Below are 24,368 nucleotides of genomic sequence, written 5' to 3'. Positions count from 1 at the left end.
TTATCTTTCGTACTGCGTTTCGTAATAGTTTTGGTAATCCCCACTGGTTACATTCTGCAGCCATTCTTTGTTATTCAAAAACCAATCGATCGTCAGTGACAGTCCTTGTTGGAAGGTTACAGATGGCATATATCCCAATTCTTTATTAATTTTTGTAGCATCGATCGCGTAACGGAGATCATGCCCTGGCCGGTCTTTCACGTAGGTAATTAGGCTTTCGGAAGTTCCCTTAGTTCTGCCTAATTTGTCGTCCATTTGTTGGCACAATTCCTTAACCAAATCAATATTTTGCCACTCATTGAAACCTCCCACATTATAAGAATCCCCATTTTTACCTTTATGATAAACTAAATCAATAGCTTTCGCATGATCGATTACGAATAACCAATCCCGGGTATACTTGCCGTCACCATATATTGGCAAAGGTTTGTTGTTCAAAATGTTATGAATACACAACGGAATCAGTTTTTCTGGAAAATGGTTGGGACCATAGTTGTTTGAGCAATTCGTTAGTACTATCGGTAAGCCATATGTATCATGATAAGCTCTTACAAAATGATCTGACGATGCCTTCGACGCAGAATACGGCGAGTGTGGATCGTATTTAGTATCTTCTGTAAACAAACCTGTGCTACCCAATGCTCCGAAAACTTCGTCTGTAGATACATGGTGGAAACGCTTCCCTTCAAAATTATCCTTCCAGATTTCTCGGGCCGCATTTAGTAAGTTAACAGTGCCGATAACGTTGGTCATCACAAAAGCAGAGGGATCCGTGATCGAACGATCCACATGAGATTCTGCAGCCAAATGAATCACACCGTCTGGTTGGTATTCTTTAAATACTTCTAGAATATGAGCTGCATCAGTAATATCCGCTTTTACGAATGTATAATTGGCCTTGTCTTGAATATCTTTTAGGTTCTCCAAATTCCCTGCATACGTCAACGCATCCAGATTGACAATACGATAGTCGGCATATTTAGTAACAAATTCCCTTACTACATGAGAACCAATAAATCCGGCTCCGCCGGTAATCAATATCGTTTTTGACATAGCTCTATTCGAATTAGAGTAATATACTGCTTTTATTTATTATTTTTTGCAGCTTCTTTTTCTGCAACAATTCTCCTCAAACCCGAACTGGAGAAACGGTGATCGCGACTATTAAAATAGAGTTCTATCCCTTTCTGCTCGCAGTAGGCACGCCCCGTAAAGTCTTTATCTTCATACTCATCCCCAACTATGCGCACATCCAATTTGAATGATTTTAAGATATCTTCCAAGTCTTGCTCTGTAGAGTAAGGCACTATTTCGTCTACATACTCGCAACCTCGCAACTGAATATAGCGCTCTACTACAGTCTGCGTAGGTGCATTCTTTTCAGGGCGATCTAATGTGGGATCCATTTGCAAACCACAAATTAAATAATCACACTGTCTTTTTGCTTCTGCCAACATCATGATGTGACCAGCATGCAGTAGATCGAAGGTTGAAAACGTAATGCCAACACGTGGCCCAGGATTATAGTCTTGTTTCTTCTTTTTTTCCATAGCGAATGATTGCTCTGATTATATGATTTCTTAATATATTTATATATCCCTAAACTACAATTGGACTACGTCGAAGGGTAGGTGCTACACACAGCGCCGATTCTTCAAAAAATATGCCAAGCAGGCTAACAGTCTTCCTATTAGAGCCGAGCATCTACGATAGCCCTATCTAGCACTCCTTTAATATCGAAAACGACCACACACTCTTTACAGAAACTCGTCAAATCCATTTTTAAAAATTCTTGATGCGACACCGCCATTATCACGGTATCATAACCTCCAGATTGCATTGCTTCGTCCACAGTTTTTAATCGTAAACCATATTCATGCGCCACTTCTTCAGCATTCGCCCAAGGATCGACAACATCAGCTTTTACACCGTAATCTTCCAAGGCAGCATGCAAATCCTTAACCTTCGTATTCCTTATATCTGGACAGTTTTCCTTAAACGTGATTCCTAAGATGAGCGCTTTAGCTCCCTTTACCGCAATATCTTTTTGAATCATGAGCTTGACCACCTTGGAAGCGATAAACTCTGCAACAGAATCATTGACACGGCGGCCAGAAAGAATCACATTTGGATGATAACCTAATTGTACTGCTTTGTGAGCTAGATAATAAGGATCTACCGATATACAGTGCCCGCCAACTAAACCGGGTTTGTATGGCAGAAAATTGAACTTAGTGCCTGCTGCCGCCAATACATCTTGTGTATCAATACCTACTCGATCGAAAATCAACGCTAATTCGTTGACAAAAGATATGTTCACGTCTCGCTGCGCATTTTCAATCGCTTTGGATGCTTCCGCCACCTTGATACTCGGCGCCTTGTGCGTACCCGCAAGAATGATATTCTGATAAAGCTGATCTATTTCTTCTGCTATAGCTGGCGTAGAACCCGAGGTTACTTTTACAATCGTAGCCAATGTATTGATCTTGTCTCCCGGATTAATGCGCTCTGGTGAATATCCCGCAAAAAAGTCTTGATTGAATATTAATCCAGATTCCTGTTCCAGTATCGGCACACAATCTTCTTCTGTACAACCTGGATATACCGTCGATTCGTAAATAACGATATCACCCTTTTTTAAAACTTTGCCCAACATACGGGTGGCCGCATGTAGTGGTTTAAGATCCGGCGCATTAAATGAGTCGATGGGCGTAGGTACCGTAACAATATAGATCGAACATGAACGAAGATCCTCGAGTGCAAATGAAGCTTTATAACCTTTATCACCATCTGAGTTGTTCCAAAACAGAAGAGCCGAACTTAGGATCCCTGAATCTGCTTCTTTAGTCCGATCAATGCCCGCATTCAGCTCGCCGACGCGCAATTCATCGATATCAAATCCAATTACTTGCGTGTGCGAAGCAAACGCCAACGCTAGAGGCAACCCAACGTATCCTTGTCCGATAACGGCTATTTTCTTCATTCTGCACGAATGTACTAAATAGTCTGATAATTCAGAAAATTCAAAACTCGTAATCTTCCATTAAAGTACTTAGGAGCGGTGTCTTGCACCAGCTTCGCAGCAAATTGCAACATAGTTTTGACCTGGATAAACAATGAAGTTAATTAATTTAAATCCTTCTGCATTTTGTTATCCCACACTGTTTTCCCATATTTGTGATTGCTTATAGAGAAAGGCTGAGGGATTAGACCCGCAGACGCCTTAGCAACCTGACACACGTCAAGGTGCTACAATCTACCCGTTCACAACGAAGGGAATGATAAGCGAACTGGAGCAATTACCAGCACCTCTTCTCTGCAAGCCTTCCATTCAAGAAACAGATACATATGAAGATCATTGATCATATCAAGAATGCACAAGGAAAAACCTTGTTTTCGTTTGAGTTGCTACCCCCTGCCAAAGGTCAGGGAATTCAAAACATCTTCCAAACGATGGATGAACTCATGGAATTCAACCCGCCTTTTATCGACGTGACTTATCATCGGGAAGATTACTTGTACAAACAACATCCGAACGGCTTGTTAGAGCGCGTTTCTTATCGTAAACGCCCAGGCACGGTAGCTATTTGCGCGGCCATTATGAACAAATACAAGGTGGATGCGGTGCCGCATTTGATTTGTGGTGGGTTTACCAAAGAAGAAACGGAAAATGCCTTAATTGATTTGGATTTTCTTGGAATCGACAATGTACTCGTTTTAAGAGGAGATGCGCGTAAAGGCGATGCTGATTTTATTCCTACAGAAGGTGGCCATGCTTATGCGACAGATCTATTGCAGCAAGTGAAGGATATGAATAATGGCAAATACCTGCATGAGGATATTATGACTTCATCAAAAACAGATTTCTGCATTGGTGTAGCAGGTTATCCTGAAAAGCATTTCGAAGCACCAAACGCGCAGACCGATTTCAAATGGTTGAAAAAAAAGGTAGATATGGGCGCAGAATTTATTGTAACTCAAATGTTTTTCAACGTGGAGCGTTATAAAGAATTTGTCACCAAATGCCGTGAGCATGATATCCATGTGCCTATCATTCCTGGCTTGAAACCCTTAACTACCAAAAAACAGCTGATCACGTTGCCGCGCATATTTCATCTCGATATACCCGAAGAACTGTCCGACGCGGTTGAAAGTTGCAAAAACAATGCGGACGTGAGAAAAGTAGGAGAAGAATGGCTAGTACAACAATGCCGTGAACTCATTGCCTTTGGTGCGCCCGTACTACATTTCTATACGATGAGTAATCCCGGACCTACTAAAAACATTGTGCAACAACTGGCATAACTAAACAATCGCTACTAATTCCTGTTTAGGTAGTTATATGGTCAAACATCTACCTAAAAACATTGCTATCGTTGGCTCAGGAGCTAGTGGTGTAGCCTGCTTCATCCAACTGGTGCAAAAACACGTCACACAAGGAAATCCCTTCCCTATTTCCATCACATTGTTTGAAAAAAGGAAGGAATTTGGTGATGGATTGGCGTTTGGCACCGAACAACAAGGTCATCTCCTCAATACGAAAGCCGGTCTCATGGGTATTTTCCCAAAAGAACGCATGCATTTCGTGCAATGGATGCACCAAAATAGTGAGTGGATCGAAGATAATTATCCGCAGGTAAGTACACACCCAGACAGCTATCCACCGCGCATGTTATACGGAAATTATGTACAGACTATGTTTGACACATACCGAACCTGGGGAGCTGATAAAGGCATTGAAATCCAAACGGAATCAACGGAAGTAGTCGCCGCAGATGTAATCGATCGAAATAATGTCGTACTACATACCGCCGACGAACGCCAATTACCATTTGACTTCGTGATACTAGCGACAGGGAATCCCGAATCCTCTACATTCGCTAAACTGAAAACGACAGATCATTTCTTTTGCTCACCTTGGCCTACTAGCCGATTGCTACGAGAGATTAAAGACAAGCAGGCGCGTGTAAGTATCGTGGGCAGCAGCCTAACGGCAATTGATGCGTTGATAACCCTGGTAGATAATGGTCATGAAGGGCCGATTCAATTTTTCTCACTCACTGGCCTATTGCCTCGCGTGCAGACGCCTTCTGAGATGCCCTACGAACGAAAAGTATTGACTTTGTCTAGCATTCGTAGCATCATTCGCCAACAGCAGAGAACACTCCGCATCATTGATCTTATCCGACTTTTCCGTTCGGAAGTTGAAAGTGCACTCCAACAACAAGTTGATTGGAGCAACGAAGACCGCATCAACAAGGATCAGTTAACCTTGTTGGAAAAAGATATTCAGGAAGCGACGGGCGACGGCAATATTTTTCAAACGATATTATATTCCTTGCGAGAAGACTCCTACAGCATCTGGCGTTTGCTCCCACCGGATCAAAAAATGCTTTTTGGCAAATGGGTAAAACCTCATTTCGATATCAACCGGCACGCTATTCCGCTGGAGAATGCGATCAAGATCCGCAATATTTTACGTTCTGGGCAGTTAGAAATCATTGCGCATACCGACGACATTGAGTGGAAGGGTGATCGGTTTATTCTCAAACAGCAAGATGGTAAGACGCACGAAGCAGATTATGTCATCAATGCTTCTGGACCCTCCAGCGATATCGAAAAGATGCAAGACCAACCTATTTGGCCAGATTTGCTTGCAAAAAAATACATCGAACAGCATCCTATTGCCGGCATATTAGCAGATTTGAACACTATGCGCGTATGGACTTCCTCCCGGAATGAACTATCACCTTTCTATGTAATCGGCCATCAGCTTGCAGGCGCACAACTAGACATTAATTCACTTTGGTTCAACGTTGAACAAGCAGATCTACTAACCAACGATTTACTTTTACAACTCGGTCATGGATATCATTAATGAACTGGCGACTCGTGTACTGCCGCTCTATGGGTTTATCCTCATAGGCTGGTTAGCACACGCCAAATGGAATTTGAAGAGCAAGTGGATTTCCAAGGTACTGCTTTTCGCATTGATTCCGATTTTGATCATTGAGAATCTGTTGAAGGCAGATCTTGCCGAAACAGCGGTATCCGGCTCCATGATCTTTTTGCTAGCGCTAGCGATGAATATTCCCGCGATAATCGCCAAGCGCAGCTTTGGTTCGGAATATGATGGCAGCCTTTTAAAGGGATCTTTTTCTTACTACAATATCGGCTGGTTTGGCATACCCGTCGTGATGGCATTATTTGGCGAGGAGCAAATGCCATTGATTATCTCGGCGTATGTCGGCAATGCATTGTATGGCGACACGGTGGGATTTTTCCTGATGTCGCGCACTAAAGATGTGCCGACCAAAGAAGCTGTCAAAAAAGTATTTCAAATTCCGGCTGTATATGCATGTATTGTCGCGATTGGGCTCAACTTGTTTTCAGTAGAACTCCCTGAAAGTGTCGAACCAGTCGGAAATATAATTAGCTGGATCGTTTCTGCTTTGGGCATGCTCATTATCGGCGTTACACTCGGTGGTATTGACTATAAAAAGGTAGCTTACGCCACGTTCAGTAAGATCTTAGGTTTGCGCTATGTAGCTGGCGCAATCATCTTAGGCCTTTTTGTTTTCGCTGAAGCGCAGTGGGTTGGCGTATTGGATGATGATCAGTCGATGTTGATGTTGTTGATGGCCAGCTTTCCGATTGCTGCCAATCTGGTGGTATTTGCCTCCTTTTTAGAGACAGAGGAAGAAAACGCCGCCTTGCTGGTAGGAATTTCCTCCATTGTATCGCTAATCCTAGTTCCGATCGTCAGCGTACTATTGTTCTAGCCGGCTTTAGTATTCCTTATTCATAGTCGTTTTCACTTAAATAGCTGTTTTTGCAACTCATATCGTAAAATAAACAGTTCATCGACATTTACTTGTTGCGCATCGCATCGCCGACTACTTTCGGTCGAAACGATGCACTATGCGGTACTTATTTATTTTCATTTATCTTTCTCTAGCCCTTCTTGCGTATTCGCAAGAAAGCACCTCACCCCAGATTGTACAAGGTTTTGTTCAGAATACTGAAAAAGCGGGTATTGCCGGCGCTAATGTCTTTATTGATGGCAGCTATGATGGTGCAACTACAGATCGTAATGGTCATTTTAGCTTTTCTAGTTCACAAAAGGATTCTATTTTACTTCAGGTGACGGCTATGGGATTTCTAGCAAAATCTATTTGGCTTCAAATCCCATTATCAGAATCGCTCATTATTACCTTAATTGAAGATCAGCACATCATCCCAGAAGTGGTGGTAAAAGCAGGAGAATTTCGGATTGGGAATCAAGCAAATGCAGCGCTAAGTGCATTGGATATTGTATCTACAGCAGGCAGCATGGGCAATATTATTGCCGCTTTGCAAACCTTGCCCGGAGCGCAAGTAGCTGGCGAAAATGGACGATTAATGGTACGAGGTGGCGATCCGCATGAAACACAAACCTATATCAATGGCATTCGCGTTGGACAACCTTATACGATATCCGGGAATAATCTGCCAGTACGCGGGCGCTTCTCTCCTATGCTATTTCAAGGCACAAACTTTTCTACAGGAGCTTATTCTGCCGAATTTGGCAATGCGCTTTCCAGCATCCTAAACCTCAAGACATCTCCAGAACCCGAAGATGCCAAAACAGATCTTTCTGTATCCGCCTTGGGACTGGCGGCAGGACACACCAGCCGAAAGGGAAAAACATCTGTCAGCATCAATACAAACTATATTTCCCTAAAGCCATTTACGAAAGTATTCTCGCAAAATATTGATTGGACGCATCCTTATGAGCAATGGAGTGGCGAAGCTGTCGTTCGGCAGCGTTCCGAAAAGCATGCGCTTAATGTATATGCTTCTTTTGCCGGAGAAAGAGTCGGTTTTCGAGATTACCAAGTCGATTTTGGCCGCGATGTGGAAATCCATGTACAATCCAATAATCTTTATACGAACGCGAGCTATACGCGTTATTTGCCCAACAACTGGAAATGGGATCTTGGCCTTGGCGCAGGATACATGCAACGAACCTCGACCGTGGACACATTACAGATCCCTAATAAAACAACCGATTTACACATCAAAAACAAATGGTCTAAGTCCGTAAACAATACCTTCCGCTATTTCTTTGGCCTAGATTACTTTTTCCAAAACTATCTCGAGAAGGTTTCCTTTGGATCATTCACCACACCAAAATATGGCTTTACCAATCACCTAGCAGCTGGGTATGGTGAACTGTCTTATCGAATATTCCCGAAATGGTATCTGGACGCGGGAATGCGCTACACACTTAATACGCAAGCGGTATCTTTTTTTGACCCGCGCGCCGCATTAAGTTTTCAGTTGGATAAACAACAAACCGCATCCTTATCGTACGGCATTTTTCATCAGCAACCAACCGAAGAAGTACAAAAATTCCAACCCGACCTTCCTTGGCAAAAGGCGAATCATCTCATATTACAATACAGCTACGCCGCTGTGGGCAAACAGCTTCGACTGGAACTATTTCACAAATCGTACGCGCAACTCGTGCGTTTCGAGCGCGCAGATCCCAACATTGCTCAAGCATATAACACAGATGGAAATGGCTCTGTTAATGGACTCGATGTATTTTGGCGAGACAACCTTTCTATTCGGAATTTGCAATATTGGATTTCTTATTCTTGGACACATGCCCGCAAGTGGGAACGAGATTATGCGTTCGCGGTACAACCACCTTATGTCGCCGAGCATTACGGCTCGCTGGTCGCGAAATACTGGATCAGTTCCATACGATCTCAAGTTGGCATCACGAACGCAATCACCGCTGGCCGCCCGTATCACGACCCGAACCAAACTGGTTATGTTCAAGAATTTACCAAACCGATTAATACCTTATCCATAAATTGGTCGTATTTGATAACGCCGCAGAAGATTATTCACATCGCGGTATCTAATGTATTGGGAAATGAGCCCATATACGGTTATCAATACGCACAAAACAGAAATACCGCTGGCATCTTCGATCGGCAAGCGATGATGCCTACTGCCAAAAGATTTGTCTTTGTCGGATTCTTCTGGACAATCAGCCGAAACAAAAAAGACAACCAATTGGACAATTTGTAACGTTCAATTTTACAACTCATCCCAAGAATTCGACAGTTCATTACGATAATTTTCGCCATCGCGAAAAGTGTCCCTAATTTTCGATAACAAATAAATGAAACCTTAATCAGTCACAAAACATGAAAGCACTATTTATTATCCTGTTCACTTTTTACAGCTATGGCAGCTTTGCACAAACTGCTTATGAAAAAGCCATGAGCGAAGCATTGCAACTTTGGGAAGCAGGCAACAGCACAGAAGCTGCCGCAAAATTAGAACGTATTGCGGCAGCAGAAAAAACACAATGGCTTCCGGCCTATTATCAAGCGCTGATCCTGATTACAGAATCATTCCGTGTCGAAGATGCCACACAAAGAACGCAATTACTACAACGAGGGAATACCATTATCACGCAAAAAAGGACTGTTGGTGCTTCATCGGAATGGCTGGTACTAGAAGCCTTAGCGCTCACGTCGGAATTGGCGGCCGATCCGATGAATTTAGGACAGAAATTATCTCCGAAGATCATCAACACCTATCAGCAAGCGGTGAAAGCTGACTCTGAAAATCCCAGAGCGATCGCTGGATTAGCGGAATTTCAGATACAAACCAAAAAGTTTATGGGTGGCAACAGCGACAAAGAGTATAAAGACTTGCAGAAAGCCTTATCTTTATACGAGAACGATCAGCACAGAGAGCTTTTCTACCCAACTTGGGGCAGAGACAGAGCCGAAGCAATGATTCAAAAACAACCTTAGATTACAAAAACCTACTGTGAACGCCCGAAAATTAGTTCCCGATCTATTGATATCATTACTCTTCGGATTGGTGATTATGCTGATTATTTCGATGCAGGAATGCGGATGCAATATCTCCAGCATTCCGATAGAATGGTTAGCATTCACTCTATTCCTGAGTACATCATTGTACTTAATCAATAAAAATTTTGCGATAGCACTGCAAAGGTACCTTGAAAAGAGATGGCATCGTTTCTTTGTGTATCTCTGTGCAAGTCCGGTTGTTACTGCTGTAGTACTTTTCCTCATTCGTTTTTTAATTTTCGGGCGCGAATCGAACTATCGACCTGTGGCATTCTTGCAGGAAGAATCGTTGCAGTTTTATCTATTAAGTGCAGCCATCGCATTAGTTACTGGCGGCATTTTTTATGCTTTCAATGCATTAAAGGCATTGAAGGATGCACAGATCACGACAGAAAAAGCAAAGTCGAGTCTTTCGGAAACAAAATTTATTCATCTTAAAAACCAGATTGATCCACATTTCTTATTTAACAGCTTAAATGTCCTGAGTGGCCTAATTGAGGAAGATGCAGCGAAGGCTTTTCGCTATACGAATAGCTTATCGGCTATTTATCGGAGTATGTTGAGTCAAAAAGACAAGGATTTGGTGCCATTACGAGAAGAATTGGCAACGGGCAAAGATTTTCTATATCTTTTGCAGATCCGTTTTGAAGGCGCATTGACCTACGAAATAGCAGCCGGATTGGAACAAGAGCAGAAGTTTGTGGTGCCGCTGTGTCTGCAATTGTTATTGGAGAATGCGGTAAAGCATAACGAAGCTTCGGAAGCTCGCCCACTGCACATTAAGATCTTCAGCAATTCGGATTATTTGGTGGTAGAGAATAATCTGCAACCGCGCAATTCTTTCGTTGAATCCAACAAGCTAGGCTTGTCGATCATCACCGAACGGTATCGAAATCTGACAGATAAGTCGGTTCGAATAGAAGAAAATGAACAAATATTCCGAGTAGCACTTCCATTAATAACAAAGATTTAATCTCATGCATTTTCTAATAGTTGAAGACGAAAAATTAGCGGCACGCCTCTTACAACGCAAACTGGAAAACGCTGGATATCATTACATAAGCATGGTACATTCTGTGGCAGAGGCCGATTCATGGTTGGCTAGCAACAAAGTTCCAGATCTGATTTTCATGGACATCCAATTATCGGACGGCACGGCTTTCGATTTATTAGAAAAGCGCGACATTCCCTCGGCCATTATCTTTACCACGGCCTTTGATGCGTACACACTCCGCGCTTTCAAGGAAAACAGCGTGGACTATCTACTCAAGCCTATTATCGAAGAGGAACTGACTAATGCGATTGACAAGTACTTGTCGCGCACATCGACTGTTTATGATTTTGCCGAAATCCGAAACCTACTAACAGCGAATCATTCGACATATAAAGATCGCTTCACCGTCAAGATTGGACAGCTATTGCGCCCAGTAGAAGCGAAAAATATTGCATGTTTCTACAGTGCACACGGTGGCACTTTCCTGCGCACTATCGATGAACACGATTACTTGATCGACTATACACTCGATCAATTATCCTCCATGCTAAATCCTAGAGATTTCTTTCGGATCAACCGCAGCCATATTGTTCAGCTATATTGCATTCAAGATATTGCGATCCACTCCAATTCCCGTTTGAAAGTGAGCTTGCTAAACTTATCGAATTCGGATCTTATCGTTAGCCGAGAGCGGGTCGGGGCGTTTAAGGATTGGTTGGGGTGAGCTAATTATATGGTAACAAAAAATTTGGTTAAACCAGAGGTATTTACACCAGCATCATTTGCCCAATTTTTAGGCGCCAAAACGACTTTACTAAGATAAGTATTCAACCAAGCTGCCCACCAGCTAAGCGTATTGTTAGCGATGATTTGGTGATTACACAAACTCATCAACTGCATATCAACATAGCTATCATTGCCTTGATTAAGCTCAAAAAAGTGAGCTTCCAAATATGAAAAATGTTCCTTGCACCAAGAAATGTCATCAGAGAAAAAATAAAAGACAGGATTTTCAACATATTTCTCGATGTAAGAAATACTCCTAAGGTAATAATTTAGGTCACAAACATCAGCCAAGTGTGGATCTATGTTCTTGCGATTGACATACACAGCAATACTTTCGCTTTTCGAGATAATTTGAGCAATATTTTGATGGTGCTCTTCTTTCAACACGGGAAACTTAAAGAGGTTTTTAACCTCATCTTTTACAAACTTCATGTAGTCCAGATGCTGCCAATATCCTGAATAATATGCCGCAGAGGGATAGGTCAGGTAGTAAGCATGAAAAGAAAATGGGGGCTGGTCGATTTTAAAAGCTTTCCTAGTACCGAGTATTTGTCTTTTCATTTTCCAGTAAATACTTTCACCTTCCTGTTTAAGAAAAAGTTTGCGCTTCTCATCAGTAATGTATTCTGGTCTGATGGAAAAAACATGCTCCAACACACATGGATTTTGCGCTGAGTTAATCATCAAATTGTCAAGGTCAGCTTTTACTGTATGTCCTTGCTGCTTAAGCGCTAGCAGAAAAACATATTGAAACATTTGATCGCCAAGGTTGCCCATTATTTTCACTACTTTGTCTTTATTTATGGCTGTTGGCAGCACTGATCGTTTGAATGCTTTACGCAATTGGGAAAAGGAATAATAACTCCTTCGGTTATAAGGCAACTTAAAAAGCAGAGATAGGGCCTTATGTCGCGATTTGTTCATTACGACATCATACCATATTTGGTGAATTGCTTTATCATAATAAGTTGGGTTATACGTCTTGTATTCACGATTGTGTAAAATGAGTTTTGACAAGAATCCCAAATATTCCTGAACATCAAAAGTATTAGGTTGATAATAGTTTATCAGCATCTCAGATTCATCCTCCGTCCCCTGCATGCCCAAATGGATAAGTTGATCCTGCTTTACGTGGTGCATCATAGACAAGACCTTCAACAAGCCAGTCTTCGTGATATTACTATCATGCCTGCGATATTGGCAAATAAATTCATCAAGATTATCGACCTCATACTTTTTTGCAATTTCAATGTATAGGGCAAGATCTTCTACAACTGGATACTTCAAAACGGGATAACCGCCAACTTCGCGAAAGATCGACATCCGCATCATGACACTGGAGTGTACAAATGGATTTTCAAAAAATAGAGCAGCTTTATTCCGATCTGAACCTGATGGACTATGAGGAATTTCTCCTCGCAAATTACCCAGATCGTCGATAACATACGCACGACCTCCCAACAGGGCTAAATTGTCCCGATCTTTAAAAGCATTCAACTGTCTTTGCAATCGGTCGGGAAGCGCTAAATCGTCGCTATCTAGTACTGCCAAAAAATCTCCTCGCGCTTCCGTCAATGCCAAATTTCTACTATATACAATCCCTTGGTTTGTAGTATTGGTGAGTACCCGAAGCCGCGAATCATTAATTTCGGAAAGAACTGCTTGGGTATTGTCAGTAGATCCGTCATCGACGACAATCACTTCGAGGTCTTGCATCGTTTGGCACAAAACGCTTTGTATAGCCTGATCAATATACCGTGCGCTATTATATGCTGTAATAAAAACTGTAACTAATGGCATTTTAAGAAAATAATTAAATACACTTTCACTTACATATATTTACCTTGGATTTGAGATAGTAGCATTAAAATGATCTATCTAAAGGTCTTTGTATGTCTTAAAAAGCCCTAAACAATGTCCTAATTTAGCCCATCGCGATTTTTTAACACGTTTTACTAGATCTTTTCGGGTGAAATGAGCTAAAAATAAATCTTCTAAATTGGTACCCGTTCTTTCAGACATTTTTACCAGCGCCACCCAATGCCAGTAAAAAGCACGGTCCACATTCACATTTGTAGACATACCCATTTCGTGTATTCGGTACAAATACAAAGATTCGTTGATATGTTTAACAGGAGCAACTTCACATAATTTCATGTAAAGATCTTTATCTTCTGCCCGCTTGATAAAAGGATCTATGCCTGAGGTTTGTTTATAAAAAATTTTCTTGAAGGCGGCAAAATGAGAGATTTCGCCTTTGAAATTATAATATGCTTCTTCGTACGGCGTATCGATCTGTACTGCTTGATGATCCCGAATCGAAACCAAATTGGCATCACACCAGGTGAAATTACTGTACACCAAACCAACACTTTCATTTTCGGCATGGACTTGCAATGTCTTCTCCAACGCAGTGGGACGGAGTGCGTCGTCTGGATCCAACCTAGCTAATATCGGCGCTTCCGATAATTCAATTGCTCTTATTGTGCTTCGTTGGTAACCCATATTTCGCTCGTTCTTGTAGAATCTAAAACGAGCGTCGACTCCAATACACACTTCGATTTGGCTAATTGAATCATCCGTAGAGCAATCGTCGATTATGATCGCTTCCCAGTCTTCCTCAGTCTGAGATACCAAGCTCTTGAAGCAATCCTTAAAATATTGACCGTTGTTAAAATTCGATATCAGTAAACTTATTTTGGGCATTCTATCTGCTTAAACTTTAATCCAATTTTGAGGAACTATATGATCGATATCAAAGTCTACAACTTGCGCATTGAACCACTCTTTTGGCGCAATATTGATTCCTCCTTCTTGCGTAGATAGCCAAGCTCCCCACCAACTAAAAGAGCTATTGGCAATGATATGATGTGTACAGCACGACATCAGTGCCATGTCTTTCCACGCTTCATGATCATTTCCTTCAACGATAACTGCATTGCTAAAACTCTTAAATTGAGTTTGGGCAAACGAAACGTCGTCAGAAAAAATATATAGCCGTAAATTTGGGACTTTTGCGTGTAAAATATCTAAGGCTTTTTGATAATAATCCTGTGGTAGCAAGCCGTGGTAATTCGCAATATGAGGTTTCATATAATCGCCTCGCCGAATATGTATCGATCCGCTATGAAAACCATCGTCCAGGATCTGTTTTTTTAAATTCTGATTTATCGCATCCAGTTCAGGAAACTGATAGATCTCCAGAAGCTTCTGCCTATCATTGAGGAAATATTTTTCCGACTGAAAAAAACCATCTAAGTATATATGCCTCGCATCTGGAATGTGCACAAATTCATTACCTTCTTGCCTCACAATAACTGCCTCCCGTAGCTTTCTACTAATTTTATGAAAAAAACCTCGTGATAAGAAAAACTTTCTATCTGATCGTTCGAGCTCCTTGAACTTTATTTTTGGAAACAGTTTAAGCTCAAACGATCTTTGAGTAAACGTGTCGGATGTGGGCTCCTGTGATGCTAAAAAATCGAAATCTATATATACATTAGGCATTTGCGCATATGCCGTAGCATACTGAAACAGCTGATTGCCCAATCCTCCTTGCAATTTTACCGCAATCATTTATTGAAGAGTTTTTGGTGATTTTTTTGAAGACTTGAAACAAATCTGCCCCACAGGCCTTTTCGTTTGAAAGGAGAAGGTAGTAAAAATGGATTAGCGTATTCCTTACGGAAATCTTCACCGTAGTGTTTCACCTTATCTCGTATTAAGATTTTTACAGCGAAAGGGAATTCTAGACCTTCTGGAAAGCCATAACTGGAGGGCATTATCAAAACGTCCTTTTGAAGAAAATAGGCATTAATATGTGACTCATCGTGAAAACATGCAATGATATTATTTTTCTCATCTAACTTGATATTGGCGCTACAATCTCTACATAACGTCATAAAATTTGTCGTCCGACCGCCATTTAGCCCACCCATGAAATAATGATATTTTACACCTTCAATGTTCGGAATATAGGCTGTGGACCTTGGGTCTCGCTCGTAAGGAAACTTTTCTTTAGATACATTGTAGTAACCTGGATGTAATGTTCCCGTAAGACCCGACTGATTATCCAAAGGCAATATTTCGCGACCAACATGATCTAAAAAGAGCATATTGGAATTAAAGAAAAATACAAAATCCATAGATTTCAAATCTTCTTCTATCGATAGAAACATATCGAACCTACCAATCGAATCCGCAGGAAAACCTTCGGAAGTTTTAAAATAAGTGTGGATAAAGGGACTGGCCTTGATGTCCTGTGAATCGGTAAAAACAAAATAATGCTTTTCCAAATCGGGATCAACCATGAAATACTTTTGCGAGGATTCATAAAATCCATCCCAAAAGCTAACATACTTCCCCGTACATATATATAGAATTCCTATTTTCATTTTTATACTTTCTATACTTTTATCGCGACCAACTTTTTTGCTATTATTCACTTGCTAAAGTGAATAATAGCAAAAAAGCCTGTCATATTTAGTACGCATCTTCTTACCAATACGATACAAGCACGCTATGATTAAACTGCTATCAATAAAAAGGAGTAAAATCTTTTCTGATTTCATGTCGACATTACAGACTAAAATCTGGATCGTTTCATCTTTTTATGCTGTTTCTAATAGTTCAAATAACTTCATCTATTCCAATTTTCAATCTTAAGCCTTGGCCTAAAAAAACCTCTAAACGTATTTTTAATCTTCTTCCGTATTGATCTATCGTTTTTTCTATATGATTCATACAGAGTTTCTCTACGATTCAAAGCTTCTAAAGCGAATCGTTTAAAAAAGATTTCTCTGTAATGCGCGTCAAGTGAATTATAGATAATTAAAGCTGTCGCAAGTTTTTGTTGAACCATCAAATTCATATCTGCTGTGATGCTACTAGAATGTATTCTATAGTAGACCAAAAATTTGTCAATATATTTCGATCTCGGAGATCGTTTAAATACTTGAAGCCAAAACATCCAATCCTCACCAGCACCCACGTTCTCGTCGAATTTTAGATTTTCAATGATATCCCGACTAAATGTTGCACAATGAATAGGTATGTTAAAAGTGTCATCCCATTCAACCAAAATGCTGTCATATGACAAGTACTGCTGTCCGAGATTATGTTTAACTTTTTGTACTATTTGATTTTTCAATAGTTCGAAATTTGAAACGACTAATTGCATGCCTTGTTTATGCTCAGTATAAGCAAACTCAAGCTTTTCTGGTTTGAGGATATCATCACAATCTAAAAATTGGATGTACTTTCCAACAGCATATTTCAATCCTAAATTACGTGCGCTACTTAACCCGCCATTTTCCTTTCTGAAAAGTTTGATTCTACTATCTCTTTCAACCCATTTTTGAGCAATTCTAGCTGTATCATCTGGCGACCCATCATCGATAATGAGACACTCCCAGCTTTCTAAAGCTTGATATATTAATGATTGTATCGCATCTTCCAAAAAAGCGGCTTGATTGTAACAAGGAATTATAATCGAAAAGACTGGTGACATAGATTTTTTATTCAGTATTATTTTTAAAGACCACTAAAGGTAACAATTAGATCGATTTAAAAATTTCTGGAATCCGTTAAAATCTTATCCAACCTCGCTATCTTCTCCGGGTCGATGTAAGTAAGTTTGTGCATTCCAACTTTATTAAAAAGCTCTTTAGTGGAAATAGGGTATGAATCTCCATAAACCAGCACCCGCAAGATATGCGGTAAAATATCAGACACAATAGGAGGTTTTACGTGGTTCATTTTCCCATTGATTAACTCATCGTATAGGATCTGAAAAAAGAAGTAATCAATAATCTTATTTTGTGTTTGCCAATAATGCAACATTAAAGAAAGCATGGTTTGGATCATTACACTATCTTTTTTTGCAAAGATGATGCTGTTCAGCATCTTGACGCGATAACCTGGATTCCAACTCCAATAGGCCGTATGAGGTCCCTCCCAAAACGCTTTGTCAGATTCTTCGGGATCACGCTGAAAGACGAAATGATCCAGATTGATGTAATCTTTTGTGAGCGGCTTAGTTAGCAAAACAGTGGCATCCAGCCATACTCCCCCATAGGTATGCAACAAAGCTAAACGCAATAAATCCGAAAAAAAACTACTGGAAATTTGCATTCTCCATTGTGTTTCCAAATAAAATTTGGAAGCGTAACGTATTCTGCGACATTGCCATCATGTAATCTTATAACTTCGTGCTCTGTAGCATATTTGTCAACAGAATCAAAACACCGTTGAACAATAGGTGGCAAATCTTCGTAGGGTAGATCTTCATTCCAATATTGCCAAAGAATCGGTTTATCAAACCGTTTTAAAGGTATTAAATTGACTAGATCAGCATCTTCCTTTTCGAGATATTTTTTGATTTCTTGCTTCCAAAACTTTGCTACTTTTGCATGCCTACGCCTCACAATACTATTCCTGATGGGAAACCAAATTTTATCAGAGATGAATTTTATTACAATCTTCATTGATTTTCTATTTTTGCATCATTACAGCCACCACAACAGAGACCGTTCATAATGTTTGGACGTAATGCTACTAGCTTTTCAATTCAAAGTTACGAAAGTGCTGTAAACGATAACGTATCGGCAAGCATTATACTGGTTTGCATGCAACACTTGTTACATAATCATTCCTGTACTACCCTAGACGGTAAGTTATTTTAACGCTAAATAGCAATGTCGTAACTTGTAGCATATTATAGAGGAGAACCGTATTATAAATGTTCGTCATTCAATAATGAATTTAAAATTTAGTCAATTACACAAAACATTACATGTAGTGTAATTGTCATGAGTAATAAAAACCGGACTTAAACTATTTTATTATTTTTACACTTGTTATAATTAGTATTCTTGGTATCTATCATTATTCCGAACTTCAATCATGCTAAGTTTTTAGAACAGAGAATCAACTCAGTTTTGAATCAAAGCTACTTGGACTTTGAGCTCATCATATTAGATGACGCTTCATCCGATGGTAGCCGGCTGGTAATTGATCGGTATAAAGATCATCCAAAAGTTAGCCATATTATATATAATGAGAAAAATTCAGGATCTACCTTTAAACAATGGAAGAAAGGACTCTTGCTTGCGAAAGGCGAATTGATATGGATAGCGGAAAGCGATGATGTAGCAGACCCAGATTTTCTTAAAACTCTAATTGAGCGGATTAAGACACACCCTAAAGCTGTCATTTCTTATTGTGGATCGAATGTTATTGATGAGAAGGGAGTATTCATTGAAAAGGAAGCATGGGCAGTGGGAAGCAGTAAGCGAAATTGGGACCAAGACTTCATCTCAAATGGATCCGATGAAATCAGAAATGAAATGTATTTTAAATGCTCAATACCTAATGCTAGCGCTGCTGTATTTCAAAAGAGTAAGGTGGACATGCTGGTGTTTAATGAAATAGAGTCCATGCATTTCGCTGGCGATTGGTTATTTTGGATTCGGTTGATGGAGAAAGGTGATGTTTTATATACTGCCAAGCGGTTAAACAATTTCCGCAAACATGCCTCAACGACCAGAAGTCTTCAGAATCCAGCTTTAGAGACTCGACGTATTAACGAATATTTGAAAGTCATTAATTACCTAAGATGTCGCTATAAATTAGCTTGGAATAGAAAAAAACATAGATGGATGATTACCGAGTGGGCAGATAAATATTCAACTGTCACTGGATCAACATTTGCTTTTTTTAGATCTGATTTCCCGCCAGCATATAATATGCGGCTAGTAGTACGTGTGGTCAAAAATTTGATTTTCTCTTCTACCAATAGATGATTTAAAAGAAGCATTCATTATGAAAATGAAGTTAAAACATTGGGCGAGGTATTGGTGGCCATCGCTAAGATCAGGAACTCCTGAATTAAGGGATGTATATACAAAAACATGGGGGGTGGCTGATAAAAGTGTTTATCAATCAAAGCAAATCCCGAGAAAAATATGGATTTATTGGAATAACCACCCGATTGATTCTCCAACCGTGGAGATTTGCTTAGCGGAGATTAAAAGACTACATCCCGACTATGCCGTTCTAGTTTTAAATCAAGAAACTTTATCGGAGTATCTGCCTAACTTTCCTCTGGAAATTTTAAAATCTCCAGCACTGAGTTCGGATCTGATTCGACTCAAACTATTGGCAGAACATGGCGGATTCTACTTAGACGCTAGCACGCTATTGTCTGAAAATCTAGATTGGGTGAGCGCGCTACAACAGCAGGATGGATCTGAAGCCGTCCTATATTATACCGATGAGAATACTACTAGCAAACAACATCCTATGCTAGAAAGTTCTTTTATTGGTGCTATTAAAGGCTCAAGATTTATCAAAGAATGGTTGGCCGAATTCGAAAAATGTTTATCAGAGCACTCTTCAATTGAGTACATGAAAAAATTTGGCAACTTTGATATCGCAGAATTTCCGTTAGATCTTGACTATTATCCAGTCTACCTTACTGCTCAGGTATTAATGCGCAGAGATCAAAATTTTCGGCTAAGCATAATAAGAGCAGAAGATGACTTCTTCCTTTACTCTCTTGGAGTTAAAAAAAAGTGGGGGGAAGTGGAGATGGCAGAAATATTACTCTTAAATAAAACTCCCGATCCGAAACCCAAAACCGTGAAACTCATTCGCTATGCGCGAAGAAGACTAGACTTTTATATCAGAAGAGGCATGTATAAAGAAGGTTCTTGGATGGGAGATCTTATCTTAAAAAAACAGTCATAATAACCTACCGAAAAACCTTTCGCAACAAATAAGCAAATCTTCCAGTATCTATTCCCGGTATTTTAAGGTTATGCTTGAGCGCAAATTCTTTTCGAAACGCTTTGGCGTGCGACCAATCCAACCTTCTCTTCTCTCGATGTGCTTTATCTTTTTTGTTCATGATAGAATTCTCTCGATGGTAGTAGATGTACTCCGTACCCGGAACTACCACGACACTCTGCGCGTAGTAAACTGCTGGAAGAGAAAAAGTCAGATCTTCAATAAAACGCCCTTCTTCAAAACGTAAACCTTGCTCTTTGATAAAATCCAAACGGAATAGATAACGCCAAACATAACCCCATTTACCAACAAAGGTTGCTTTTAACTTTTCCTGAGCGGTATGATATACTTTTTGTTTTTTAAAACGCCAAGTTTTATAGCTATGCTTCTCATTAAACATCCCTCCGCATGCAATATCTGCTTGAGTAGACACGACCGCATCGGCCATCTGTTGATAATATTCAAGATTAATCGAATCATCGACATCCATAAAATGAATGTATGTACCCGAGGCAGCATCAATGCCTGTATTTCTCGCTGCTGACAAACCTCGGTTCTCATCCAAGCGAATCAGTTTTACCGGGTACTGCAACGCAATCTGACCAGATCGATCGGATGAACCATCATCTACTACAATAATCTCCAGATTTTGGTAGCTCTGAGCAAACATATTGTCCAAACACGATTTGACATACTGCTCCCCGTTATAAACGGGGATAACAACAGAAATCAAAGGCCCTTGCGTCATAAAAGGATAAGCTAAATTATGATAAACGGTCAGCCAGCTCAAACTGCGACGGCTGCGGTAGAATACTTTGGAATGATTTTTCGATTTCCATCATCGTCTGATCGAAGTTGGGCATATGCTCATTGTCATTGATACATACCAAGGAGTAAGCTTGCTCTCGAATAGCCTTGATCGCTTTTTTGGCGCGGAACAATAAGGGAAACATTTTGGTATCTTGGTACGTATTGTATGCTTCGAAGTTACTTTGGCAGATCTGCCAAGTTCTGAAAAGCTCTTGCGTGAAGTCGTCAGGAGAACGAAATTTATGTTTAGACATTTCCATCAATTCTGCTTCTGCGTAATTCCAAACCTCGTTGAAAGTTGTTTTCGTATAGGGTTGCGCATTGTGCGGCGTGCGCAGCGTAATGAATTTGTGGTACCAAGATAAAAGATAGGTCAATCTTGCTTTGCTACCATAGATCGGATTGTACCATTTCTCGTGATCGCGCTTCATCACCGATGGCTTGTCAAAGCGCTGATTGATCAGTCGGATATTATTTTTCAAACACTTGCTCCACAAAGACATACCCATATTCATACGGAAAGCGGCAATATCCTGCGGAAGTCCGTTTTCAGTAAAGAAGCGATTAGGCTTTAAATTGTTGATAATGAAAAAATCGTCGTTAAAATACACAAATTGCTCTGCGAGATCAGGGATGCGATGTAGATGCACCTCTAAAACGCTCGAATTGAATAATGGCAGAAACTGTTGCGGAATATAATCTTCGTGATGCACAAGGTTCAGCTTAGGATGATTGGCATCGAGCCAATCTGGCTTTTGTCCGCAGGTCACAAAATGAATTTTACGTACCCATGGAGCAAATTTTTCGACGCCGCGAAACCAATATTTTAAAAGTCCATGGTCTCGAAAACGCGCTTCCGAAACCTCATTCTTCGCATTGTTGATCTTTCCTGAATGTTTGGCAAAGCTTTCTTGCCAGATTGGGTCGTTCATATCGACCCAGGTGATCACAAAATCTATGTCCATAGCGCGCTCCTGTCTTTCACTTTTTTTGGAGTCTGTAAAGATAGATATTTTCCTTCAAATGTATTCTAAGGCCTAGAAATTATGCCTATATTCGTTTCTCACCAACATGTCGTGAAATACAGTGAAGCAAGCCTTTCCTAAACGTATGCTAATTACGGGTGCAGCCGGTTTTTTGGGTTCGCACTTGTGCGATCGGTTTATTCGTGAAGGGCATCAGGTGATTGGAATGGACAATCTGATCACCGGAAGTTTGCGCAATATTGAACATTTGTTCCAATTGCCCAATTTTGAATTCTACCAACACGATGTCTCTAAGTTTGTCCATATTCCTGGGCATCTTGATTACATTCTTCATTTTGCATCGCCAGCCAGTCCTGTAGATTATCTGCGTATACCAATACAGACGCTTAAAGTAGGCTCATTAGGAACGCACAACCTTTTAGGATTAGCTAAATCAAAGAAAGCAAGAATCCTGGTAGCTTCTACATCAGAAGTATATGGCGATCCCTTGGTTTCACCGCAGGCGGAGAACTATTGGGGAAATGTAAATCCTGTAGGTCCGCGAGGTGTTTATGATGAAGCCAAGCGTTTTCAAGAAGCAATGACGATGGCTTATCATAATTTTCATGGCGTAGACACACGAATAGTCCGGATATTCAATACATTTGGACCAAGAATGCGACTAAATGATGGTCGTGCGTTGCCAACATTTATTGCGCAGGCGCTTCGTGGCGAAGATTTAAGTGTTTTTGGTGACGGGCAGCAAACACGCTCATTTTGCTACGTGGACGACTTGGTCGAAGGCATATTCCGCTTGCTACATGTCGATTATGCGAAGCCGGTCAACTTGGGTAATCCAGATGAGATTACTATTACGGATATCGCTAGGCAAATTATTGAACTGACAGAAAGCTCGTCAAACGTAGTGTTTGGTGATTTACCAGTTGATGATCCGCAACGGCGGCAGCCAGATATTGCATTAGCAAAAAGCTTATTAGACTGGGCACCAAATGTGTCTCGAGTGGAGGGCTTACTCCAAACGATCGCTTATTATCGAGCGATGGACAAAATTGATTTACAAGAAACAACTCAAATATATTTCAAAAGAAATGCGTAAAATTTTAGTAACAGGCGGCACTGGGTTCATTGGTTCACATACCGTAGTAGAATTGTACCAAGCTGGCTACACTCCCATTATTGTTGACAACCTATCGAATTCAAGCATTCGGATTTTGGATCAGATTGAGAAAATCATCAATTACCGACCAGAGTTTCACCAATTTGATTTATGCGACGAATCTGCCGTAAAAAGTTTTGTGCATAACAACCCCGACATATCGGGTGTCATCCATTTTGCCGCTTCCAAAGCAGTTGGCGAATCGGTAGTGAAGCCTTTAAAATATTACCACAACAATTTTTTCTCCTTGATCAATCTGCTGAATGCTTATCAAGGTGCTCCGGTCAATTTTGTATTTTCGTCCAGCTGCACGGTATATGGACAGCCAGACGAATTGCCTGTTTCGGAATCGGCGCCAGTAAAAGCGGCCGAATCGCCTTATGGAAATACGAAGCAGATCGCCGAAGAAATCTTACAAGAGACTGCACAGGCACACGACAATTATCAAATCATATCCTTACGGTACTTTAATCCGGTTGGCGCGCACGCATCGGCACTTATTGGTGAGCTACCGCTTGGCGTTCCACAAAATCTTCTCCCATTCATCACACAAACGGCGATTGGCAAAAGGGAAAAGCTAACGGTTTTTGGTGGCGATTATGATACTCCTGATGGATCTTGCGTACGTGATTATATCCACGTTGTAGATTTAGCAAAAGCACATGTCGCAGCTATTCGCTTGTTAGAAAATAAAAATCCAGCCGGAAGATACGATGTATTTAATATTGGTACCGGAATCGGCTATTCGGTATTGCAAGCCATTGAAGCGTTTGAAAAAGCATCCGGACAAAAACTGAATTACGAGATTGGCCCACGAAGAGATGGCGACATTGTACAGGTATGGGGCGATGTTAACAAATCTACTGAAAAGTTGGGTTGGAAAGCGGAGCTGGGTATCGAGGAAATGATGTCATCAGCATGGGCTTGGGAGAAATATATGCAAGAAAATCCGTTAGTGGAATAAT

Annotated in this window: 21 protein-coding genes, 1 pseudogene and 1 riboswitch; of the genes and pseudogenes, 11 read left to right on the top strand and 11 right to left on the bottom strand. The window is 40.6% G+C overall.

Annotation, left to right across the window (positions count from 1 at the left end; translation table 11 throughout):
- The 3 genes from rfbB to A0125_RS07980 form a co-directional block, all read right to left on the bottom strand.
- A complete protein-coding gene (gene rfbB, locus A0125_RS07990; RefSeq protein WP_066754425.1) occupies nt 1-1,053 on the bottom strand; it encodes a dTDP-glucose 4,6-dehydratase in 1,053 nt (350 codons plus the stop codon).
- A 32-nt stretch (nt 1,054-1,085) separates the two neighbouring features.
- A complete protein-coding gene (locus tag A0125_RS07985; protein WP_066754424.1) occupies nt 1,086-1,550 on the bottom strand; it encodes an adenylyltransferase/cytidyltransferase family protein in 465 nt (154 codons plus the stop codon).
- A gap of 140 nt (nt 1,551-1,690) precedes the next feature.
- Nucleotides 1,691-2,983 (bottom strand): nucleotide sugar dehydrogenase, encoded by a 1,293-nt coding sequence (locus A0125_RS07980; RefSeq protein ID WP_066754423.1) that lies wholly within the window; start codon nt 2,981-2,983, stop codon nt 1,691-1,693.
- A gap of 199 nt (nt 2,984-3,182) precedes the next feature.
- Nucleotides 3,183-3,288, top strand: a riboswitch (SAM riboswitch).
- Nucleotides 3,289-3,348: 60 nt separating this feature from the next.
- Between A0125_RS07980 and metF the strand changes: the two genes are divergently transcribed.
- The 7 genes from metF (at nt 3,349) to A0125_RS07945 (ending at nt 11,602) form a co-directional block, all read left to right on the top strand.
- Nucleotides 3,349-4,305 (top strand): methylenetetrahydrofolate reductase [NAD(P)H], encoded by a 957-nt coding sequence (gene metF / locus A0125_RS07975; RefSeq protein WP_066754422.1) that lies wholly within the window; start codon nt 3,349-3,351, stop codon nt 4,303-4,305.
- Nucleotides 4,306-4,342: 37 nt separating this feature from the next.
- Complete coding sequence (locus A0125_RS07970) at nt 4,343-5,878, top strand: FAD/NAD(P)-binding protein (RefSeq protein ID WP_066754420.1); 1,536 nt, start codon at nt 4,343-4,345, stop codon at nt 5,876-5,878.
- Entirely contained in the window at nt 5,865-6,782 is a 918-nt protein-coding gene (locus A0125_RS07965) for an AEC family transporter (RefSeq protein WP_066754417.1), read from the top strand. Before A0125_RS07970 ends, A0125_RS07965 begins: the two co-directional genes overlap by 14 nt.
- Before the next feature lie 139 nt (nt 6,783-6,921).
- Nucleotides 6,922-9,084, top strand: coding sequence for a TonB-dependent receptor (locus tag A0125_RS07960; protein WP_066754415.1), 2,163 nt, complete (start codon nt 6,922-6,924; stop codon nt 9,082-9,084).
- A gap of 119 nt (nt 9,085-9,203) precedes the next feature.
- Entirely contained in the window at nt 9,204-9,821 is a 618-nt protein-coding gene (locus A0125_RS07955; RefSeq protein WP_066754413.1) for a hypothetical protein, read from the top strand.
- A 16-nt stretch (nt 9,822-9,837) separates the two neighbouring features.
- A complete protein-coding gene (locus A0125_RS07950) occupies nt 9,838-10,857 on the top strand; it encodes a sensor histidine kinase (protein ID WP_156472481.1) in 1,020 nt (339 codons plus the stop codon).
- Nucleotides 10,858-10,861: 4 nt separating this feature from the next.
- Complete coding sequence (locus tag A0125_RS07945) at nt 10,862-11,602, top strand: LytR/AlgR family response regulator transcription factor (protein ID WP_066754410.1); 741 nt, start codon at nt 10,862-10,864, stop codon at nt 11,600-11,602.
- Nucleotides 11,603-11,607: 5 nt separating this feature from the next.
- On the opposite strand, the gene A0125_RS07940 is transcribed toward A0125_RS07945, so the two are convergent.
- The 6 genes and pseudogenes from A0125_RS07940 to A0125_RS16120 all read right to left on the bottom strand — a co-directional run bounded on the left by A0125_RS07940 (nt 11,608) and on the right by A0125_RS16120 (nt 18,149).
- A complete protein-coding gene (locus A0125_RS07940; protein WP_082784965.1) occupies nt 11,608-13,464 on the bottom strand; it encodes a glycosyltransferase in 1,857 nt (618 codons plus the stop codon).
- Between the two features lie 78 nt (nt 13,465-13,542).
- Nucleotides 13,543-14,370, bottom strand: coding sequence for a glycosyltransferase family 2 protein (locus A0125_RS07935; RefSeq protein WP_066754404.1), 828 nt, complete (start codon nt 14,368-14,370; stop codon nt 13,543-13,545).
- A gap of 9 nt (nt 14,371-14,379) precedes the next feature.
- Complete coding sequence (locus A0125_RS07930) at nt 14,380-15,240, bottom strand: alpha-1,2-fucosyltransferase (RefSeq protein ID WP_066754402.1); 861 nt, start codon at nt 15,238-15,240, stop codon at nt 14,380-14,382.
- A complete protein-coding gene (locus A0125_RS07925; protein WP_066754400.1) occupies nt 15,237-16,109 on the bottom strand; it encodes a family 6 glucosyltransferase in 873 nt (290 codons plus the stop codon). The genes A0125_RS07930 and A0125_RS07925 overlap by 4 nt, the downstream gene beginning before the upstream one ends.
- 194 nt (nt 16,110-16,303) lie before the next feature.
- Nucleotides 16,304-17,173 carry a glycosyltransferase family 2 protein gene (locus A0125_RS07920; RefSeq protein ID WP_066754397.1) on the bottom strand — a complete coding sequence of 290 codons (870 nt, stop codon included), beginning with the start codon at nt 17,171-17,173 and terminating at the stop codon, nt 16,304-16,306.
- A gap of 56 nt (nt 17,174-17,229) precedes the next feature.
- A pseudogene (locus A0125_RS16120) lies at nt 17,230-18,149 on the bottom strand (capsular polysaccharide synthesis protein).
- 387 nt (nt 18,150-18,536) lie between these two features.
- On the opposite strand from A0125_RS16120, the gene A0125_RS07905 reads away from it, so the two are divergent.
- Nucleotides 18,537-19,466 carry a glycosyltransferase family 2 protein gene (locus A0125_RS07905; protein WP_066754390.1) on the top strand — a complete coding sequence of 310 codons (930 nt, stop codon included), beginning with the start codon at nt 18,537-18,539 and terminating at the stop codon, nt 19,464-19,466.
- 19 nt (nt 19,467-19,485) lie between these two features.
- Nucleotides 19,486-20,412, top strand: a complete 927-nt coding sequence (locus A0125_RS07900) for a glycosyltransferase family 32 protein (RefSeq protein WP_066754388.1) — start codon at nt 19,486-19,488, stop codon at nt 20,410-20,412.
- A gap of 4 nt (nt 20,413-20,416) precedes the next feature.
- Here the strand turns inward: A0125_RS07900 and A0125_RS07895 are convergent, their stop codons facing one another.
- Nucleotides 20,417-21,199, bottom strand: a complete 783-nt coding sequence (locus A0125_RS07895; RefSeq protein WP_066754384.1) for a glycosyltransferase family 2 protein — start codon at nt 21,197-21,199, stop codon at nt 20,417-20,419.
- A gap of 16 nt (nt 21,200-21,215) precedes the next feature.
- Nucleotides 21,216-22,226: a Stealth CR1 domain-containing protein gene (locus tag A0125_RS07890; RefSeq protein WP_066754383.1), complete on the bottom strand. Its 1,011-nt coding sequence runs from the start codon at nt 22,224-22,226 to the stop codon at nt 21,216-21,218.
- 145 nt (nt 22,227-22,371) lie between these two features.
- On the opposite strand from A0125_RS07890, the gene A0125_RS07885 reads away from it, so the two are divergent.
- A complete protein-coding gene (locus A0125_RS07885) occupies nt 22,372-23,343 on the top strand; it encodes a UDP-glucuronic acid decarboxylase family protein (RefSeq protein ID WP_066755646.1) in 972 nt (323 codons plus the stop codon).
- On the top strand, nt 23,336-24,367 hold the full coding sequence (gene galE / locus A0125_RS07880; RefSeq protein WP_066754382.1) for a UDP-glucose 4-epimerase GalE: 1,032 nt from the start codon (nt 23,336-23,338) through the stop codon (nt 24,365-24,367). The genes A0125_RS07885 and galE overlap by 8 nt, the downstream gene beginning before the upstream one ends.
- Nucleotide 24,368 lies beyond the last annotated feature (1 nt).

The organism is Sphingobacterium populi (assembly GCF_001586775.1).
GTDB lineage: Bacteria > Bacteroidota > Bacteroidia > Sphingobacteriales > Sphingobacteriaceae > Sphingobacterium > Sphingobacterium populi.
This window is presented reverse-complemented; position numbering and strand designations above follow the sequence as displayed.

Excerpts from the sequence above, each read along its gene's own strand:
- galE (WP_066754382.1), top strand. The coding sequence starts at position 23,336 with ATGCGTAAAATTTTAGTAACAGGCGGCACTGGGTTCATTGGTTCACAT.
- A0125_RS07930 (WP_066754402.1), bottom strand. The coding sequence starts at position 15,240 with ATGATTGCGGTAAAATTGCAAGGAGGATTGGGCAATCAGCTGTTTCAG.
- A0125_RS07985 (WP_066754424.1), bottom strand. The coding sequence starts at position 1,550 with ATGGAAAAAAAGAAGAAACAAGACTATAATCCTGGGCCACGTGTTGGC.
- A0125_RS07895 (WP_066754384.1), bottom strand. The coding sequence starts at position 21,199 with ATGACGCAAGGGCCTTTGATTTCTGTTGTTATCCCCGTTTATAACGGG.
- A0125_RS07890 (WP_066754383.1), bottom strand. The coding sequence starts at position 22,226 with ATGGACATAGATTTTGTGATCACCTGGGTCGATATGAACGACCCAATC.
- A0125_RS07940 (WP_082784965.1), bottom strand. The coding sequence starts at position 13,464 with ATGCCATTAGTTACAGTTTTTATTACAGCATATAATAGCGCACGGTAT.
- rfbB (WP_066754425.1), bottom strand. The coding sequence starts at position 1,053 with ATGTCAAAAACGATATTGATTACCGGCGGAGCCGGATTTATTGGTTCT.
- A0125_RS07980 (WP_066754423.1), bottom strand. The coding sequence starts at position 2,983 with ATGAAGAAAATAGCCGTTATCGGACAAGGATACGTTGGGTTGCCTCTA.
- A0125_RS07970 (WP_066754420.1), top strand. The coding sequence starts at position 4,343 with ATGGTCAAACATCTACCTAAAAACATTGCTATCGTTGGCTCAGGAGCT.
- A0125_RS07955 (WP_066754413.1), top strand. The coding sequence starts at position 9,204 with ATGAAAGCACTATTTATTATCCTGTTCACTTTTTACAGCTATGGCAGC.
- A0125_RS07900 (WP_066754388.1), top strand. The coding sequence starts at position 19,486 with ATGAAAATGAAGTTAAAACATTGGGCGAGGTATTGGTGGCCATCGCTA.
- A0125_RS07920 (WP_066754397.1), bottom strand. The coding sequence starts at position 17,173 with ATGTCACCAGTCTTTTCGATTATAATTCCTTGTTACAATCAAGCCGCT.
- A0125_RS07935 (WP_066754404.1), bottom strand. The coding sequence starts at position 14,370 with ATGCCCAAAATAAGTTTACTGATATCGAATTTTAACAACGGTCAATAT.
- A0125_RS07965 (WP_066754417.1), top strand. The coding sequence starts at position 5,865 with ATGGATATCATTAATGAACTGGCGACTCGTGTACTGCCGCTCTATGGG.
- metF (WP_066754422.1), top strand. The coding sequence starts at position 3,349 with ATGAAGATCATTGATCATATCAAGAATGCACAAGGAAAAACCTTGTTT.
- A0125_RS07885 (WP_066755646.1), top strand. The coding sequence starts at position 22,372 with ATGCTAATTACGGGTGCAGCCGGTTTTTTGGGTTCGCACTTGTGCGAT.
- A0125_RS07945 (WP_066754410.1), top strand. The coding sequence starts at position 10,862 with ATGCATTTTCTAATAGTTGAAGACGAAAAATTAGCGGCACGCCTCTTA.
- A0125_RS07960 (WP_066754415.1), top strand. The coding sequence starts at position 6,922 with ATGCGGTACTTATTTATTTTCATTTATCTTTCTCTAGCCCTTCTTGCG.